This is a genomic window from Streptomyces sp. NPDC058576, from assembly GCF_042718715.1.
Classification (GTDB): Bacteria; Actinomycetota; Actinomycetes; order Streptomycetales; family Streptomycetaceae; genus Streptomyces.
In genome coordinates this window covers 269071-285721 of the sequence record NZ_JBHXPF010000003.1, presented here as the reverse complement: position 1 = coordinate 285721, position 16651 = coordinate 269071, and the positions used below count along the sequence as shown (strand labels likewise).

Sequence of the window (16651 nt, the reverse complement as noted above, 5' to 3'; positions counted from 1 at the left end):
GCGAAGGGGGCGGCTGGGAACGGTCAGATGCGTTCGACGACGGTCGCGATGCCCATGCCGCCGCCGACGCAGAGGGTGACCAGGCCGAACCGCTGGTCGCGGCGCTCCAGTTCGTCGATGACGGTGCCCAGGATCATCGCGCCGGTCGCGCCGAGGGGGTGGCCGAGCGCGATCGCGCCGCCGTTGACGTTGACCTTGTCCAGGGAGAGGCCCATGTCCTTGACGAAGCGCAGGACGACTCCGGCGAAGGCTTCATTGATCTCGACGAGGTCGATGTCGTCGATGGTCAGCCCGGCCTTGGCGAGCGCCTTGCGGGTGGCGGGCGCGGGGCCGGTGAGCATGATGGTGGGTTCGGAGCCGGAGACGGCGGCGGAGACGATGCGGGCGCGCGGGGTGAGGCCGTAGCGCTCGCCGACCTCCTTCGAGCCGATGGCGACGAGGGCCGCGCCGTCGACGATGCCGGAGGAGTTGCCCGCGTGGTGGACGTGGTCGATCTTCTCGACCCAGTGGTACTTCTGCAGCGCCACCGCGTCGAAGCCGCCCATCTCGCCGATGCCCGCGAAGGACGGCTTGAGACCGGCGAGGGAGTCGGCGGTGGTCCCGGGGCGCAGGTGCTCGTCGCGGTCGAGGACGATCAGACCGTTGCGGTCCTTGACGGGGACGACGGAGCGGGCGAAGCGGCCGTCCTTCCAGGCGGCGGCGGCGCGCTCCTGGGAGAGCGCGGCGTACTCGTCGACGTCGCGGCGGCTGAAGCCCTCGACGGTGGCGATGAGGTCGGCGCCGACGCCCTGCGGGGCGAAGCCGGTCTCGAAGCTGGTCATCGGGTCCATCGCCCAGGCCCCGCCGTCGGAGCCCATCGGAACGCGGGACATCGATTCGACGCCACCGGCCAGGACGAGGTCCTCCCAGCCCGAACGGACCTTGGCGGCGGCCAGGTTGACCGCTTCCAGGCCCGAGGCACAGAAGCGGTTCTCCTGGACCCCGGCGACGGAGTCGGGCAGGCCCGCCGCGATGGCGGCGATGCGGGCGATGTCGGAGCCCTGGTCGCCGAGGGGGCTGACCACGCCGAGGACGATGTCGTCGATGGCGGCCGGGTCGAGACCGGGGAAGCGGTCCCGGATCTCGTGGATGAGGCCGACGACGAGGTCGATCGGCTTGGTCCCGTGCAGGGCGCCGTTGGCCTTGCCGCGGCCGCGGGGGGTGCGGATCGCGTCGTAGACGAATGCTTCGGTACTCAAGACAGCTGCCTTTCGAGGGTGGTTGTCGGCGCGGGACCGGGGCTTGCCGATCAGGGCCGGTCAGGCGAGCAGCGAGCGGCCGATGATCTCCTTCATGATCTCGGTCGTGCCGCCGTAGATGGTCTGGATGCGGCCGTCGGTGAACGCCTTGGCTACCTTGTACTCGCTCATGTAGCCGTAGCCGCCGTGGAGTTGGAGGCAGCGGTCCGCGACGCGCTTCTGGAGTTCGGTGGCCCACCACTTGGCCATGGAGGCGTGGACGGCGTCCAGGACGCCGTCGGAGTGGTCGACGATGCACCGGTCGAGGAAGGTCCGGGTGACGGCACACTCGGTGGCCATCTCGGCGATCTCGAAGCGGATGTGCTGGAGCTTGGAGAGCGGACGTCCGAAGGCCTCGCGCTCCTTGACGTACTGGGTGGTGATCTCCAGCAGGTGTTCGGCGGCGGCGATCCCGGCGACCGCTATGCCCATGCGCTCCTGGGCCAGGTTGGTCATCAGGTGGAGGAACGCGCCGTCGCGTGTCCCGAGGAGGTTCTCCTTGGGGACGCGGACGTCGTCGAAGAACAACTCGGCGGTGTCCTGGGCCTTCTGGCCGATCTTGTCGAGGTTGCGGCCGCGCTCGAAGCCCTCCGCCCCCCGTTCGACGACGATGAGGGAGAGGCCCTTGGCCCCGCCCTCGGGCGTGGTCTTCGCGACGACGATGACCAGGTCGGCGAGGATGCCGTTGGAGATGAAGGTCTTGGAGCCGTTGAGCAGCCAGTGGTCGCCCTGGTCCTCGGCGGTGGTGCGGATGCCCTGGAGGTCGGAGCCCGCGCCCGGCTCGGTCATGGCGATCGCGGTGATGGTCTCGCCGGAACAGAACCCGGGGAGCCAGCGGCGCTTCTGCTCGTCGGTGGCCAGGCCGGTGAGGTAGGGGCCGATGATGTCGTTGTGCAGGCCGATCGCGAGTCCGGCGGCCCCGGCCCGGGTGAACTCCTCGGCGAGGACAGCGCTGTAGCGGAAGTCGTCGCTGCCGCCGCCCCCGTACTCCTCCGGGACGGCGAGGCCCAGCAGTCCCGCGCGCCCGGCGGCGAGCCAGGCCTCACGGGAGACGATGCCGTCCTGCTCCCACTGCTCGTAGTACGGGAGGACCTCCTTGGCCAGGAAGGCCCGGACGGTCTCGCGGAACGCGTCGTGCTCCTCGGTGAAGATCTGCCGTTGCACGGGGTCTCCTAGGGGGTGTCGGGTGAGTCGGCGGGCCGCAGTGCGGGGACGTCCCAGTCGGCGGCGACGGCTTCCGTGTCGGCGCCGGGCCGCGCGGGCCCGCGACGTACGGAGACGGGGGTGGCCGAGAAGCGCGGGGCGGGGGCGGGCTGGGTGAGGCCGCCGTGGTCGACGAAGGTTGCGCGGGCGGCGAGGTGCGGGTGGTGCGGTGCTTCGGTGAGCGAGAGCACGGGGGCGACGCAGGCGTCGGTGCCGGCGAAGACCTCGGTCCACTCGGCGCGCGTACGGGTGAGGAAGCGTTCGGTGACGGCGGCGCGCAGTTCGTCCCAGCGGGCGAGGTCCCACCGGTCGGGGAAGGCCTCCGCGATGCCCAGGAGGCCGGCGAACTCGGCGTAGAACTGCCCCTCCAGTGGGCCGACCGCCATGTGGCCGCCGTCGGAGGTGGCGTAGGTGCCGTAGAACGGGCAGCCGCCGTCGAGCAGGTTCGCGCCGCGCCGGTCCTGCCAGCTCCCGGCGGCGAGCATGCCGTGGATCATCGTGGCGAGATGGGCCGCGCCGTCCACGATGGCGGCGTCGACGACCTGCCCCTCGCCGTGGGCGCGGGCGTGCTGGAGGCCGGCGAGGACGCCGACGACGAGGTAGAGGGAGCCGCCCGCGTAGTCGCCGACCAGGTTGGCGGGGACGGTGGGCGGTTCGTCCGGTTCGCCGATCATGGACAGGGTGCCGGTGAGCGCGATGTAGGCGATGTCGTGGCCCGCCCGGTCGGCGAGCGGCCCGTCCTGACCCCAGCCGGTCATCCGGCCGTAGACGAGCTTCGAGTTGCGGGCGAGGCAGGCGTCCGGGCCGACGCCGAGACGTTCGGCGACGCCGGGGCGGTAGCCCTCGATCAGGATGTCGGCGCGTTCGACGAGGTCCAGGACGCGGGCCGGCCCCTCGTCGCTCTTGAGGTCCAGGAGGACGGAGCGCTTGTTGCGGTTGGTGAGGTCGTACGCGGGATCGATCCCGAGCCCCGCGCCGCCGGGCCGGTCGACGCGTACGACGTCGGCCCCGAGGTCCGCCAGCAGCATCGCGGCGAACGGTCCGGGGCCGATGCCGGCCAGCTCGACGACACGGACACCGGTCAGCGGACCGTGCCCGGGCCTTGGGCCTTTCGCCATCTGTGAGCCCCCAGGGGTGTGACACAACCGATGTAACATCAACGATGCTAAGAACGTGCCCGGTTCCGCACAACCCCTCTGGCCGAGCAAGCGCTTAGTTCTTCCTCCGATCCTCTCTCATCCGGCCCGCCCGGCCGCACGCCGCCACGTCGCTCTCCGCTACCCTCTGCCTGCCACGTCGGCAGTCGGCTCCCAGCGGAGGTACTCGTGAACAGGCAGAACGACGCGTCACGCCACTTGGACGTGATCCTCTTCGGCGCCACCGGCTTCGTGGGGACGCTCACCGCCGAATACCTGGCGGCCCATGCCCCCGCCGGTCTCCGCTGGGCGCTGGCCGGCCGCAGTCGCACCAAGCTGGAGAAGCTGCGCGAGCGGCTTACCGAGATCGCCCCGGGCTGCTCGGAGCTGCCGCTGCTGGAGACCGACGCGGACGACGCGGAGGCGCTGGCCCGACTGGCCGCCTCCACCCGGGTGGTGGCCACGACCGTGGGCCCGTACCTCCGTTACGGCGAGAAGCTCGTCGCCGCCTGCGCCGATGCCGGGACGGACTACGCGGACCTCACGGGCGAGGCGGAGTTCATCGACCGGATGTATCTGGAGCACGACGCCCGGGCCCGCGAGACGGGGGCGCGCATGGTGCACGCCTGCGGCTTCGACTCCGTCCCCCACGACCTGGGGGCCTGGTTCACCGTCAAGCAGCTGCCCGAGGACGTCCCCCTGGCCGTCGACGGTTTCGTCCGCACCAACGCGGTGTTCTCCGGCGGGACGTTCGCCTCGGCGCTGACCGCGATGGGCCGGGGCCCGCAGATGCTGGCCGCCGCCCGGGAGCGCAGGCTCAACGAGCCGCGCCTGGTGGGACGTCGCGTCCGCACCCCGGCGGGCTCGCCGCACTTCAGCGGGTCCACCGGCACCTGGGCGCTGCCGCTGCCGACGGTCGACCCGACGATCGTGGGCCGCTCGGCACGGGCCCTGGAGCGGTACGGCCCCGACTTCCGCTACCGGCACTTCGCCTCGGTCAAGACGCTGCCGATGGCTCTCGGCGCCCCGGTGGCGATCGGCGGGCTGGTCGCTGCCGCGCAGGTGGAAGGCGTACGGGAGTGGCTGATGAGCCGTTACGAGCCGGGGCAGGGGCCGGACGAGGAGCGCCGCGAGCGGAGCTGGTTCACGGTCCGCTTCGTCGGCGAGGGCGGCGGGCGGCGCGTCTTCACCGAGGTGTCCGGCGGCGACCCGGGTTACGGCGAGACGGCGAAGATCCTCGCCGAGTCCGCGGTGTGCCTGGCCTTGGACGAGCTGCCGGAGACCTCCGGGCAGGTCACCACGGCGATGGCGATGGGCGACGCACTGCTGGAGCGGCTGACGGCGGCGGGACTGCGGTTCCGGGTCGCGGCGGTGCGGTAGCCCGACGGGCCCTGGGCACCCCGGGGGCGGGCCGAAAGTGGATCTTGAGGGTGAGCGGGACCGGGTGCCGGGGCGCCACGGCCGACCGGCCCGCGGTCGGCGGAGGTGGTACGCGCGGGAGCCTGGCGAGAACCATGTCCGCGAACCGGAGCGGCGCTGCGCGTCCGCCGGGCCGTCGTTTTTGATCTTGCTCGGGCTGAGGGTCGTTTCTGACGGTAGCGCGACGTGCGGCTACGGCTCCGCATCGGCTTGCTCCTGCGGTCATCAGTGCGGCTCTTGACCCTCACGTGACGTCAGGCTGCATAGTCGGTGCCGTGGAAGATCACTGGACCGTGGGGCGCGTGGCCGAGCTGGCCGGCGTGAGCGTCCGCACGCTGCATCACTATGACGAGATCGCACTCGTGCGTCCGTCGGCGCGGACCGCGGGTGGGTATCGGGCCTACTCGGCGGGTGACGTCGAGCGGCTGAGGGAAGTGCTGGGCTACCGGCGGCTGGGCTTCGGGTTGCGGGAGGTTGCGGAGCTGGTCGGCGACTCGTCCACCGACGCGGTCGCGCACCTGCGCCGGCTACGTGGCCTGCTGCTGGAGCGGCGTGATCGTGCTGACGCCATGGTGGCGGCCATCGACAGGGAACTTGAGACACGGGCGAGGGGGCTGAAGGTGACACCGGAGGAGCAGTTGGGGATGCTCGGGTCACGGCTGTACGACGCGATCGGCGGCGCTTACACGGCGACGCGGCGTACCGAGCCGCGGTTCGCGGCGCGGATCCTGGACGCGCTCGGGGACGCGCGGACGGTACTGAATGTCGGGGCCGGCACCGGCTCCTACGAGCCGGTCGACCGCGAGGTGACCGCGGTGGAGCCGTCGGAGGTCATGCGGCGTCAGCGGCCGGCCGGCTCGGCGCCGTGCGTGGCCGCCGCCGCGGAGAGCCTGCCGTTCGAGGACCGCTCCTTCGACGTCGCGATGGCCGTTTCCACTGTTCACCACTGGGGGGACCCGATAGCGGGGCTGCGCGAGATGCGGCGCGTGGCCCGCCGCGTGGTGGTGCTGACGTTCGACACGGACGAGCCCGGATGGCAGGACCGGTTCTGGCTCACCCGGGACTACCTGCCCGAGTTCGCCACCGTCCTCGCGGACTTTCCCTCACTTGCGGGGATGACCGACGCGATCGGCGCCCGCGCTGAGCCGGTGCCCGTCCCGTGGGACTGCGCTGACGGCTTGTTCGAGGCGTACTGGCGCAGACCGGGGGCGTATCTGGAGGAGCACGTCCGCCGTGCGATGTCGGTGTGGACGAGGGTCGGGCCGGACGCCGAGCAGCGGGCGGTGCGCAGCCTCCGCGACGACCTCGACTCCGGCCGGTGGGCTGAGCGCAACCGCGATCTCGCCCACCTCGACACGGCGGACCTCGGCCTCCGCCTGCTCATGGCTTGAGTGGGCACCGGTCCGGACCGACCCGGGCCCCTCCTCCTCGTCACCGTCCTCGGGCGCGCTGGGTCGGACCCGGTCCAGGGCCGCTGGCGGTGATGTTGGAGGTAGCGGCCCGGGAAGTCGACGTGCCGGTCCTTGAGAAACACTCGTTTCAGTGATGTGTGCGGAACGTTCCCGAGGCCAGGAGAGAAGTTCATGCCGGAGCAGGATCAGAGGCAGGTCGTCGTGCGTCGGGCCGACCGTCCGGGCGACTTGGGATGGGTGGTCATGGCTCACGGCGAGGCATACAGCCAGCAGTTCGGCTGGAACACCGACTTCGAGGTCCTCGTCGCCAAGATCATCGCCGACTACGGCGTCAAGCATGACCCGACCGGTGAGGCGGGCTGGATCGCCGAGGTCGACGGACGGCGCGTGGGCTGCGTCTTCCTTGTCGCCGGCGAGCGGCCGAAGGTGGCCAAGCTGCGGATCCTGCTCGTCACCCCGGAGGGCAGGGGGCTTCGCCTCGGGACGCGCCTGGTCGAGGAGTGCCTGGCCTTCGCCCGTGGGGCGGGCTACGACCAGGTGACGTTGTGGACCAACGACGTGCTGACAGCGGCGCGCAAGATCTACCAGAGCTTCGGCTTCACCCTCGCCGACGAGGAACGCCACCACAGTTACGGCCACGATCTCGTCGGCCAGAACTGGACTCTCGACCTGCGGCCGGGTAGTTGAGGAGACAGGCTGTCGCCCGTTCCGATTCGCTCGGGTCGCCGGTCAGCAGCCGCCCGGCCGCGCAGGCGACGCCGGCGGCCGGGGAGACGAGCCGGGGGTCGTGGCCGGGGTGACAGGAGCGATCAGTGGGAGGCTGGACTCGTCGCCGGGGCGGGCGCCGGCAGGAAGCTCCCATCTACTCATCGGGGCGGCCAAGGCGCTCGCATGGAGAGGGGAGGCACCTTGCCGAGCCTGACCAGCCGATGGCGAACGGTCATCACCACGATGGACGCGAAGAGGATCACCGCACCTCCGAAGCGAAGAATGGCGTCGTAGGCGTCCTCGGGCGGCTGCTCGGGTGTCATCGCCGTGATCGCGGCCGCTGCACCGGCGAGCGCGATGGCGCCCAGGGTGACGAGGAACGTCAGCAGCACACCGGACGCCTCTCCCGCCCGCGCCGGCGGCACGACCTGCTGCGTGGCCACGCTGGAGAACGTCCAGCCCAGTCCGAGTCCGAGGCCGCACCAGGCGAACACCGGAACGTAGAGCCACCAGGCACTGACCAGGCTCAGCGCGATCATCCCCGTCCCGGCGATCGCCCCGGCGAGCGCCATCACGGCCGTGGGCCGCATCCGGGGCGCGAGCCGTGCTCCCAGCGGACCGGTGAGCGCGACCACCACGGCGGGTGCGAGGAACACCACGCCCGCCATCAGCGGTGACAGCCCGCGCACGCCCTGGAGGTAGAGCGTCGCGACGAAGACCGTCACGGCGTAGCCCATGTTGGCGACCGAGCCCATGCCCGTCACCAGCACGTAGGGAGTGTTCCGGAACAGCCGTAGGTCGACGAGCGGATGACGGATCCGGTTCTCCCGCAGGACGAAGAAGACACCGGCGAGCAGCGCCAGGCCGAACAGGGCGAGGGTCCGGGCGTGGTCCCAGCCCCAGGCGCTGCCGCGCTCGACGGCGAGGGTGACGGCCGCGAGCGCGCACACAACGGCGAAGCAGCCGGTCAGGTCGAGCTCGCGGGGCGCGGAGGCGTCACGGGAGTCGGGTACGAACAGCACGGCGATAACCAACGCCGCCGCGCTCAGTGGCGCGAGCAGCCAGAAGATCCACCGCCAGCCGGGCCCCTCCGTGAAGCCGCCGCCGACGAACGGGCCGAGGGCGGTACCGATGTTCGCGACACCGAAGACGGCTCCCAGAGCACGGGCTCGGCTCTCGTCGGAGAAGGCATTGGTGATCACCGACACGGACACCGGAAAGACGAAGCCGGCGCCGATGCCCTGGACGATGCGGGCGACGACGAGCAGCACGAGCCCGGGCGCGAGCGCACAGCCGACGGAGCCGATCACGAACAGCGCGATGCCGGCGAGGAGAGCAGGCCTGCGTCCGAAAACGTCGCCGATCCGGCCGCCGATGACGAAGAAGCAGCCCACGGCGAGCATGTAGGCGGAGAGCGTCCACTGGGCGGCGGAGGCGGACACGTCGAGTTCGCGCGCGATGCCGGGGATGGCGAGGTTGAGGGCGAAGAAGTCGACCTGTACGCAGAAGAGCGCGACCGCCACCGCGACGAAGGCTCCGGTCCGCGCCCTGGCTCCCGGTTCGGTGTTCATGCTCCGGTCCTTCCTCGGGCGTGAGGACCCCGGTCCTCGGGTCCGGAATCATGCCTCCTCCGCGCTCGGCTCCGATCCGAAGGCCGGGTGCCGGGTGCCGGGTGCGGTCAGAGCGACGAAAACACACCGACAGCGCCGCCGCGCGTCACGCACGACCATCCGGCCCACCCGCACGGACACCCCGGCACTCCGGCGGTACCTGGACAGCAGGAAGCCCCATCGTGCGCGGCACGGTGGGGCGGTGGGGCGGTGCTGGATCGGCCCGTCCACGCGTCCGCCCCGGAGGGATGGCGCGAGGTCGAGCCGGGGAAGTGGGAGTTCACCGCCGTCGGCGGCAGCGACCTCGACGGCGCGGGCCGGCTTCCTCTGCGGCCCGGATGAATCTCGGGCGCGGGCGTCCACCGCTCGGTCCACGCTCCAGAACGCAACCTGCGGGGGCGGCTCACCGACTGGAACGAGAACCCGAGACCGTTCGTCCGGACGAAAACAGCCCGCACATCTCTGACTCAGGTCACTGGAAGATCCAGCCGGCCAGCGTGTAGAGCATCGCGCCCAGCCAGACGAGCCCGGCGGCACTGCCGAGGAGCATGCCGAGGGCCATGCGGCGCTGGGCAGGGTCGAAGGGCACGGGGCGGACGGCTGTGCGAGATGCGTTCATGCGTTCAGCCTGCCCAGTCCTGTGGATCTATGCCATCCGCACAGGTACTCAGTTGCAGGACTGTTCCACGCCCGGGACGATCACGCGCCGGACGGCAACTCTGCGCGCGGTGCGGCCCGGGCGGCTGCGTCAGGCGGTCGCTTCCCGCAGCGTCCGCCGGCACAGGGCGTCCGCCCGGCGGGTGCTCTCCGGCTGGCGGTAGCGGCCGGCCAGGCGGAGCGTGTGGGCGCAGGCGTTGTCGAGGCTGATGCGGTGGCCCACCGAGACGAACACCGGGCTGGTGGCCTCCCGGGTGCGCAGCGCCCGCCCCACCTCCTCCTCGCCGTCCAGCAGCGGGGAGAAGTCGCCGCGCCGGGGGCCGGGGGCCTCGTAGGTGAACGTGAACGGGTTCTTGCCGACGCCGATCACCGGGAGCCCGGTGAGCACGCCCAGGTGGCTGGCGAGTCCGAAGCGGCGCGGGTGCGCGAGACCGTAGCCGTCGCAGACGACGAGACCGGGACCGACGCTCAGCTCCTCAAGGGCCTCCAGCACCATCGGGATCTCCCGGAAGGCCAGCAGCCCCGGGACGTAGGGGAAGGTGACCTTGCCGACGGCGGTGGCCTCCTCGACCGTCTCCAGCGTCGCCGCGTCCAGCACGACGGCCGCCGCGACGACGATGTCCTTCTCGTCGTCGTAGGCCACGTCCACCCCGGTGACCAGCCCGGTTCCGGGCTCCGGCCCCGCCTCGTCCAGGATCACCCGGCCGCGCAGCCGGTCCTGGATCGCCCGGCCCTCGGCTTCGTCGGCGGGGGTCTCGTGGGCGGGGGTGGGGGAGCTCGTCATGCCTCGAAGCTTATGCGGTGACGGAGGCCGGCCCGTGACGCGGTGCGCTGCGCGGACCGCCGGGCGGACCGGGCGCGGGCCCGCTCCTCATACTGGCGCGATGAAGAGAGCGGACCTGATACGTCTCGACGGCCTGGCGCGCAATCCGGCCGCCCCGGAATCGGTGCTGCTGCGGATCCTGACCGGCGCCCAGGGGCCGGTGCGGGGTTCCGTGTTCGAGCGCGACGAGGTCCCGGCGGCCGTGTGCGACGTCGCGGTGTCCCACCCCGACCGGGAGGTACGCGGCTACCTCGCCGTCGGCGCCGGAGCGGCCGGCGCGCAGCGGGCGCGGCTCGCCGCGGACCCGGATCCGTGGGTACGCCGACGGGTCGCGGCGGGGCCGGAGGTGCACGGCCGTTGGCGCCAGGCCGATCCGCTTCCGGACGAGGTGTGCGCCGCTCTCGCCCGGGACGAGGACCGGCGGGTGCGGGCCCGCCTCGGCATGTACGTCCCGGTTCCGGACGAGGTGTGGGCGCTGCTGCTCGCGGACCCGGAGGCGGAGGTACGGGAGTCCGCCCTGTACCACTGGCGGGGCGCCCCCGTCGCGGCGGTGCGGCCGTTCCTGGACGACCCCGACCCTGCGGTGCGGCGGGCGGCCGCCCACGTGGCGGGGGTCGTCGTCGGCTCCCCCGCCGAGATCCTGGAACAGGTGGCCGCCGCGGAATCCGGCCGGCAGCGGCAGCAGACGGCCGCGGGCGCGGTGCTCGGGGGTGAGCTGGCGGACCGGCTGTACGCCACCGGCGACGAGGACGTACGCGAGGGGCTCGCCTTCAATACAGGGCTCCCGGACCGGCTGGTCGCCGTCCTGGCCTCCGACGCCTCACCGGCGGTTCGGCTCGCGGTGTCCCTGCGGCCGGAGTTGACCGAGGCGCGGCGTGCGGCGATCGACTGGAGCCTCGGGTCCGAGGACCGTGTCCACCCCCCGGCGTGGGTGGGACAGTCGCTCACCGATCCCGTGCTCATGCGGGCCTGCGCCGAGTCCGCGCACCCGGGGATGCGGCGCTTCGCCGCGTACAGCCCGCATCTCCCCGGCGATCTGGTGGCCCGGCTCGCCGCCGACGAGGACTTCGTGGTGCGCATGCTGCTGTGCGAGAACCACCCGGCGGCCCCCGGCGATCTGCTCCTGGAGACGCTGCTCGCCTCGCCGTTCATCACCCGGTTCGACCAGCTGGGCCGGCCGCAGTTCCCGCGCGCCGGGCTCGCGCGGTTCGCGGAGAGCGAGGATCCGGGGGCGCGGTTGCTGGTGGCGCGGGATCCGGACGCCCCGGCGGAGTTGATCGAGCGGCTGAGCCACGACCCGTCCCCCGGCGTCCGGGGCGTCATGGCCCGGGACGCCCGGCTGCCGGCGGGCCGGCTGCTCGAACTCCTCCACGAGCCGGAGACCGTCGGGGCCGCGGCGGAGGGGCCCGCCCTCCCGCTCACCGCCATGGAGTCCATCCTCGCGGCGGCCGGGATCCCGTAGCCTGACGATCATGTTCGTACTCGAATTGACCTACACGGCCCCGGTCGAGCGCGTCGACGCGCTGATGCAGGAGCACATCGCCTGGCTCGACGAGAGTTACGCGGCGGGCGTCTTCATCGCCTCGGGCCGCAAGAACCCCCGGGACGGCGGAGTGATCCTGGCCGTCGGGGAGGACCGGGCGGCCATCGAGAAGATCGCGGCGGCCGACCCCTTCGCCGCGCACGGTGTGTGCGCGTACCGGATCACCGAGTTCATCGCCACCAAGACGGCGCCCGGACTCGCCCCGTACCAGCAGCGGTTGCCGTAGCGGGCGGACGCCGCACGGTGGCTGTCGCCGGCAGCGATGAGTTTCCGGGGCGGGGCGGGTCTGCACGGGTATGGAGACCTACACACTCACGACAGCCGGCGCCGACCTCGTGTACGACGTCCGCGGGCCGCTCCCGCCCGCCGACGGCCGCCCGCCGTTGTTCATGATCGGGCAGCCCATGGACGCCACCGGGTTCGTCGCGCTGGCGGCCCGCTTCCCCGAGCGCACCGTCGTCACCTACGACCCGCGCGGGCTCGGCCGATCCGCCCGTCAGGACGGGCGGGTCGACCACACGCCCGGGACCCAGGCCGACGACGTGCACGCCGTCGTCGAGGCGCTGGGGGCCGGTCCGGTCGAGATGTTCGCCAGCAGTGGCGGGGCGATCACCGCTCTCGCCCTCGTGGCCCGCCACCCCGGCGATGTGACCACCCTCGTCGCGCACGAGCCGCCGCTCATCACGCTCACGCCGGACGGCCCGGCGGCCGTCCGGGCCCGGGCCGGGGTACGGGACGCGTACGAGAAGCGCGGGTGGGGCGCCGGGATGGCCGCGTTCGTGGCCATGACCTCGTGGGAGGGCGAGTTCACCGACGCGTACTTCGACGGACCCGAGCCCGACCCCGCCGCGTTCGGCATGCCGACCGAGGACGACGGCACCCGCGGCGACCCGCTGCTGTCCGACCGGTCCTGGGCGGTCAGCGGCTACCGGCCGGACGCCGACGCCATCGCCGCGGCCGGCACCCGCGTGGTGATCGCCGTGGGCGAGGAGTCCCGGGCGGTCCTGACCGGGCGGACGTCCGCCGCTGCCGCCGAACTGCTCGGGCAGCCGGTGACCGTCTTCCCGAGCCATCACGGCGGCTTCCTCGACGGGGAGTTCGGCTATCCGGGCAAGCCGGACGAGTTCGGGCGGCGGCTGCGCGAGGTGCTGGAGGCCTCGTAGGGCTGCTGCCCGGAACCGGAACCCCGAAGCGGCCCCCTGGAACCTAGAACCCCAGCCGGGCCACCCGTCCCTTCTCGCCCGCCGCCCAGCAGCCCAGGTCGGGCGTGCAGTCGACGGTGTCGTACGAACCGGGGTCGACCGTCCGCCAGGTGCGCCCGCCGTCCAGGGTGAGGTCGGTGCCCGTCGGGCCGACGGCGAGGGCGGCGGATCGGCTGTACGGGAGCCAGGTGACGCCGGAGCGGTAGGCGGGCGGCGGGGTGGCGGACTGCCGCCAGGTCCGGCCGCCGTCCCCGGTGACGGCGGCGGCCTTCGGGGAGGCCTGGTCGGGGCGGTAGTCGCCGCCGACGGCGATGCCGTGCCCCCGGTCGCGGAAGGCGACGGCGAAGACCCCGCGCGCCGGGTCGCCCGCCGGGAGGGTCGACGCACTCGCCGTCCAGGTCAGGCCCCGGTCCCCGGAGTGCAGGACCCGGGCGGTCGCCGCTCCCCCGGTGGTCAGCCAGACGTCCTTGGCGCCGGAGCTGACCAGGCACTGCCCGCTCGCCGCGAACCCCGCCTCGCCGGGCTGGGCGGCGGGCATCCCGGCGTCGGGCAGGACCCGCCAGGAACGGCCGCCGTCCGCCGTGGACAGGACCCGGAACCTGCCGTCCACCGGGTCGCCCGCCGCGAGGCCGTGGCGGCTGTCGAAGAAGGTCAGGCAGTTGAAGAAGGCGCGGGGATCGGTGTTGCGGAAGGACTCGGTCCAGGTCGCCCCGCCGTCCTCCGTGCGCAGCACCCGGGAGGCCTCGCCCTCGCCGATGGCCAGGGCGACGGCCCGGCGGCCGTCGAACGCCTCGATGTCCCGCAGCTCCAGCTCGGCGGCTCCCGGTGGTGACACGTCACGCCAGGTGCGGCCGCCGTCGCCGGTGCGCAGGACCGTGCCCTTCGAACCGGCGACCCAGGCGGTGGTACGGCTGACCGCGGCGAGACCCCGGAAGCGGACGTCGGTGCCGGTGTCGGTGAGCCGCCAGCCGGGCAGGAGTCCGCGGCCGTCCGCATCCCGGGAGACCACCCCCGCGCCTTCCGTCGGCGCCGCGTGTGCGCCCGGTGCGACCAGTGCGGCGGCCAGGGCCGCGCCGCCGGTCACCAGTGCCATCAGCCGTCTCGTGTTCCCCATGGCCTTCATGGCGCTGGAAGCTAGCCCACGGGCCCGGGCCCGTCCAGGGTGCGTCGCCGCTGAACGGGCAGGAGAGCGGGGCGCGCGGAGATCAGTAAGGAGTCGGCCGGAGCCGGTGACGCAGCTCACGCCGCGCGCCGGTGCACGAAACGAGGAGTTCCGTCGTCTACTCCAGTGCCGGGAACCGTTCACCCAGCCGCGAGAGGGAGCAGGTCTTGTCCAGCGTTATCGAGCAGTCCGTGCAGGCTCGCATGGTCGCGTCCGCACCGCGGATGGAGACCCTGCCCGCCACCTTGAGTTATGACCGCCAGTACCCCTTCGCCGTACGCATGGCGTTCCCGGCCCCGGCGACCCTCGAAGGCACCGAGGTGTCCTGGGAGTTCTCCCGCGAGCTGCTGACCACCGGGGTGGACTCCCCCGCCGGGCAGGGCGACGTTCGCGTACGGCCCTTCGGGTACGAGCGGACCGTGCTGGAGTTCCACGCCCCCGAGGGCATCGCCATGGTCCATGTGCGCACCGAGGAGCTGCGGCGTTTCCTCCAGCGGGCGCAGGAACTGGTTCCGGTGGGCGACGAGCACCGTTATCTGGACCTGGACCGGGGTCTGACCGACCTGCTCGGCGGTCCTTGCTGAACCTCGGCGGAAATCCGGTTGCCGGGCCCGCGCCCCGGCCCTACCTTCGTGAACGTCCCTGTTGTCGTCGATCGGAGTAGGACGTTGCTGATCTGAGGTCCTGTGCACACCGTGCAGCGCCCGCCGCGCCCTGTCGTGGCCCGGAGCGCCCGTGTGCGATCTCAGCTTCTCTCGGCCGTCCTTGTCGTTCCCGACGCACAACGGGAGTTCCGTATGTCTGCCACCGACACCCATATCAGCTGTGCCTCCCTCTCCTTCTCCTGGCCCGACGGCAGCGAGGTCTTCACCGACTTCGACCTGACCGTGGGCCCCGGCCGCACCGGCCTGATCGGCCTCAACGGCTGCGGTAAATCGACCCTGTTGCGGCTGATCGCCGGTGAGCTCGCCCCACGGTCCGGGTTGATCAGGACCCGAGGTGAACTCGCCTATCTGCCCCAGGACCTGGTCCTGGACACCGCGCTGCGGGTCGACGCGGTGCTCGGCATCGCGGACCGGCGCGCGGCGCTCGACGCGGTCGAGGCGGGTGACGTCCGGGCCGAGCACTTCGCGGTGATCGGCGACGACTGGGACATCGAGGAACGGTCCCTCGCGGCCCTGGACGGGCTGGGCCTCGGGCACATCGGGCTCGACCGCACGATCGGGGAGATGTCCGGCGGCGAGTGCGTCCTGCTGCGGCTGGCCGCGCTGCTGCTGGACCGGCCCGGCGTGCTGCTGCTGGACGAGCCGACGAACAACCTGGACACCTACGCCCGTCGGCGGCTGTACGACGTGGTGGACGCCTGGACGGGGGCGCTGCTGGTCGTCAGCCACGACCGGGAACTGCTGGAGCGGGTGGACCGGATCGCCGATCTGCGCGAGGGTTCGGTCACCTGGTACGGCGGGAACCTGTCGGCGTACGAGGAGGCGCTCGCCGTCGAGCAGGAGGCGGCGCAGCGGATGGTGCGGGCCGCCGAGTCGGACGTGCAGCGGCAGAAACGCGAACTGTCCGACGCATACGTCAAGTTGGCCCGTCGTAAGCGCTACGGGCAGAAGATGTGGGACACGAAGCGCGAGCCCAAGGTCATCATGGGGCAGCGCAAGCGCTCGGCCCAGGTGTCGGCCGGCAAGCACCGCATCCTGCACACGGAGCGGCTGGCGGCGGCCGAAGAGCGCCTGGACGAGGCGGAGTCAGCGGTACGGGAGGACGAGGAGATCCGGATCGAGCTGCCGGACACCCGGGTCCACCCGGGCAGCGAGGTACTGCTGCTGCGCGACCCGGTGCCGCCGTACGGGCCGCCGCTGCGCGGCGAGTTGATGGTGCGGGGCCCGGAGAGGATCGCGCTGACCGGGCGCAACGGGGCGGGCAAGACGGCGCTGCTCCGTCTGATCGCCGGTGAGCTCGCGCCCCTCTCGGGCGAGGCGAGCCCGCTGGTCGCGACGGGGTTCCTGCCGCAGCGGCTGGACGTGCTGGACGACGCGTCGTCGGTGGCGCGGAACGTGGCGCGGTCGGCCCCCGACCGCACGGAGAACGCGGTACGGGCGCGGCTGGCCCACTTCCTGTTCAAGGGGGCCACGGCGGACCGCCCGGCGGGGACCCTGTCGGGCGGCGAGCGGTTCCGGGCGACGCTGGCGATGCTGCTGCTGGCCGACCCGGCGCCCCGGCTGCTGCTGCTCGACGAGCCGACGAACAGCCTCGACCTGGCGAGCGTACGACGGCTGACCGAGGCGCTGGAGGCGTACCAGGGGGCGTTGATCGTGGCGAGCCACGACGTGCCGTTCCTGGAGTCGATCGGGATCACCCGCTGGCTCCGGCTCGACGGCGGACTGCGGGACACGACGGCGGAGGAGGTGCGCGAGGGCCGCTGAGGGGGCGCCCGCGACGACGCGGGCCCGGCCGGGACGCGGCGGGCCGGCCCGCGCCCGTGACGAGCGCGCG

General features: G+C 72.7%; 16 protein-coding genes. 9 read left to right on the top strand and 7 right to left on the bottom strand.

The window, feature by feature from the left end:
* Nucleotides 1-23: 23 nt before the first annotated feature.
* Genes ACFWRV_RS04240 through ACFWRV_RS04230 form a run of 3 tightly spaced genes read right to left on the bottom strand, consistent with a single transcriptional unit; the run spans nucleotide 24 to nucleotide 3598 of the window.
* The gene (locus ACFWRV_RS04240) at nucleotides 24-1238 is read right to left on the bottom strand and encodes an acetyl-CoA C-acetyltransferase (RefSeq protein ID WP_384327926.1); all 1215 of its coding nucleotides are present in this window, start codon (nucleotides 1236-1238) and stop codon (nucleotides 24-26) included.
* 60 nt (nucleotides 1239-1298) lie between these two features.
* A complete protein-coding gene (locus ACFWRV_RS04235) occupies nucleotides 1299-2441 on the bottom strand; it encodes an acyl-CoA dehydrogenase family protein (protein WP_384327923.1) in 1143 nt (380 codons plus the stop codon).
* 8 nt (nucleotides 2442-2449) lie between these two features.
* Entirely contained in the window at nucleotides 2450-3598 is a 1149-nt protein-coding gene (locus ACFWRV_RS04230) for a CaiB/BaiF CoA transferase family protein (protein ID WP_384327920.1), read from the bottom strand.
* A gap of 207 nt (nucleotides 3599-3805) precedes the next feature.
* On the opposite strand from ACFWRV_RS04230, the gene ACFWRV_RS04225 reads away from it, so the two are divergent.
* From ACFWRV_RS04225 to ACFWRV_RS04215, 3 genes are all read left to right on the top strand, one after another.
* Nucleotides 3806-4996, top strand: coding sequence for a saccharopine dehydrogenase family protein (locus ACFWRV_RS04225; RefSeq protein WP_384327917.1), 1191 nt, complete (start codon nucleotides 3806-3808; stop codon nucleotides 4994-4996).
* A gap of 332 nt (nucleotides 4997-5328) precedes the next feature.
* Nucleotides 5329-6426: a methyltransferase domain-containing protein gene (locus ACFWRV_RS04220; RefSeq protein WP_384328004.1), complete on the top strand. Its 1098-nt coding sequence runs from the start codon at nucleotides 5329-5331 to the stop codon at nucleotides 6424-6426.
* A gap of 192 nt (nucleotides 6427-6618) precedes the next feature.
* Nucleotides 6619-7134 carry a GNAT family N-acetyltransferase gene (locus ACFWRV_RS04215; RefSeq protein ID WP_384327914.1) on the top strand — a complete coding sequence of 172 codons (516 nt, stop codon included), beginning with the start codon at nucleotides 6619-6621 and terminating at the stop codon, nucleotides 7132-7134.
* Between the two features lie 179 nt (nucleotides 7135-7313).
* Here the strand turns inward: ACFWRV_RS04215 and ACFWRV_RS04210 are convergent, their stop codons facing one another.
* Entirely contained in the window at nucleotides 7314-8726 is a 1413-nt protein-coding gene (locus tag ACFWRV_RS04210) for an MFS transporter (RefSeq protein ID WP_384327911.1), read from the bottom strand.
* Nucleotides 8727-8975: 249 nt separating this feature from the next.
* Here ACFWRV_RS04210 and ACFWRV_RS04205 point away from each other — a divergent pair, with 249 nt between their 5' ends.
* Entirely contained in the window at nucleotides 8976-9107 is a 132-nt protein-coding gene (locus ACFWRV_RS04205; RefSeq protein WP_384327908.1) for a hypothetical protein, read from the top strand.
* Between the two features lie 130 nt (nucleotides 9108-9237).
* On the opposite strand, the gene mmpA is transcribed toward ACFWRV_RS04205, so the two are convergent.
* Nucleotides 9238-9384, bottom strand: a complete 147-nt coding sequence (gene mmpA, locus ACFWRV_RS04200; RefSeq protein ID WP_384327905.1) for a morphogenic membrane protein MmpA — start codon at nucleotides 9382-9384, stop codon at nucleotides 9238-9240.
* Between the two features lie 129 nt (nucleotides 9385-9513).
* Nucleotides 9514-10206, bottom strand: coding sequence for an endonuclease V (locus ACFWRV_RS04195; RefSeq protein WP_384327902.1), 693 nt, complete (start codon nucleotides 10204-10206; stop codon nucleotides 9514-9516).
* A gap of 100 nt (nucleotides 10207-10306) precedes the next feature.
* Here ACFWRV_RS04195 and ACFWRV_RS04190 point away from each other — a divergent pair, with 100 nt between their 5' ends.
* From ACFWRV_RS04190 to ACFWRV_RS04180, 3 genes are all read left to right on the top strand, one after another.
* The gene (locus tag ACFWRV_RS04190; protein WP_384327899.1) at nucleotides 10307-11707 is read left to right on the top strand and encodes an LRV domain-containing protein; all 1401 of its coding nucleotides are present in this window, start codon (nucleotides 10307-10309) and stop codon (nucleotides 11705-11707) included.
* 10 nt (nucleotides 11708-11717) lie between these two features.
* A complete protein-coding gene (locus tag ACFWRV_RS04185; RefSeq protein ID WP_384327896.1) occupies nucleotides 11718-12014 on the top strand; it encodes a YciI family protein in 297 nt (98 codons plus the stop codon).
* 70 nt (nucleotides 12015-12084) lie between these two features.
* Nucleotides 12085-12951, top strand: a complete 867-nt coding sequence (locus ACFWRV_RS04180; protein WP_384327894.1) for an alpha/beta fold hydrolase — start codon at nucleotides 12085-12087, stop codon at nucleotides 12949-12951.
* Nucleotides 12952-12994: 43 nt separating this feature from the next.
* Here ACFWRV_RS04180 and ACFWRV_RS04175 read toward each other — a convergent pair whose 3' ends face one another.
* The gene (locus tag ACFWRV_RS04175; RefSeq protein ID WP_384327891.1) at nucleotides 12995-14113 is read right to left on the bottom strand and encodes a WD40/YVTN/BNR-like repeat-containing protein; all 1119 of its coding nucleotides are present in this window, start codon (nucleotides 14111-14113) and stop codon (nucleotides 12995-12997) included.
* Between the two features lie 206 nt (nucleotides 14114-14319).
* On the opposite strand from ACFWRV_RS04175, the gene ACFWRV_RS04170 reads away from it, so the two are divergent.
* Both ACFWRV_RS04170 and ACFWRV_RS04165 read left to right on the top strand, forming a co-directional pair.
* A complete protein-coding gene (locus tag ACFWRV_RS04170; protein WP_384327888.1) occupies nucleotides 14320-14736 on the top strand; it encodes an SsgA family sporulation/cell division regulator in 417 nt (138 codons plus the stop codon).
* Nucleotides 14737-14949: 213 nt separating this feature from the next.
* On the top strand, nucleotides 14950-16581 hold the full coding sequence (locus tag ACFWRV_RS04165; RefSeq protein WP_384327886.1) for an ABC-F family ATP-binding cassette domain-containing protein: 1632 nt from the start codon (nucleotides 14950-14952) through the stop codon (nucleotides 16579-16581).
* Nucleotides 16582-16651: the final 70 nt, after the last annotated feature.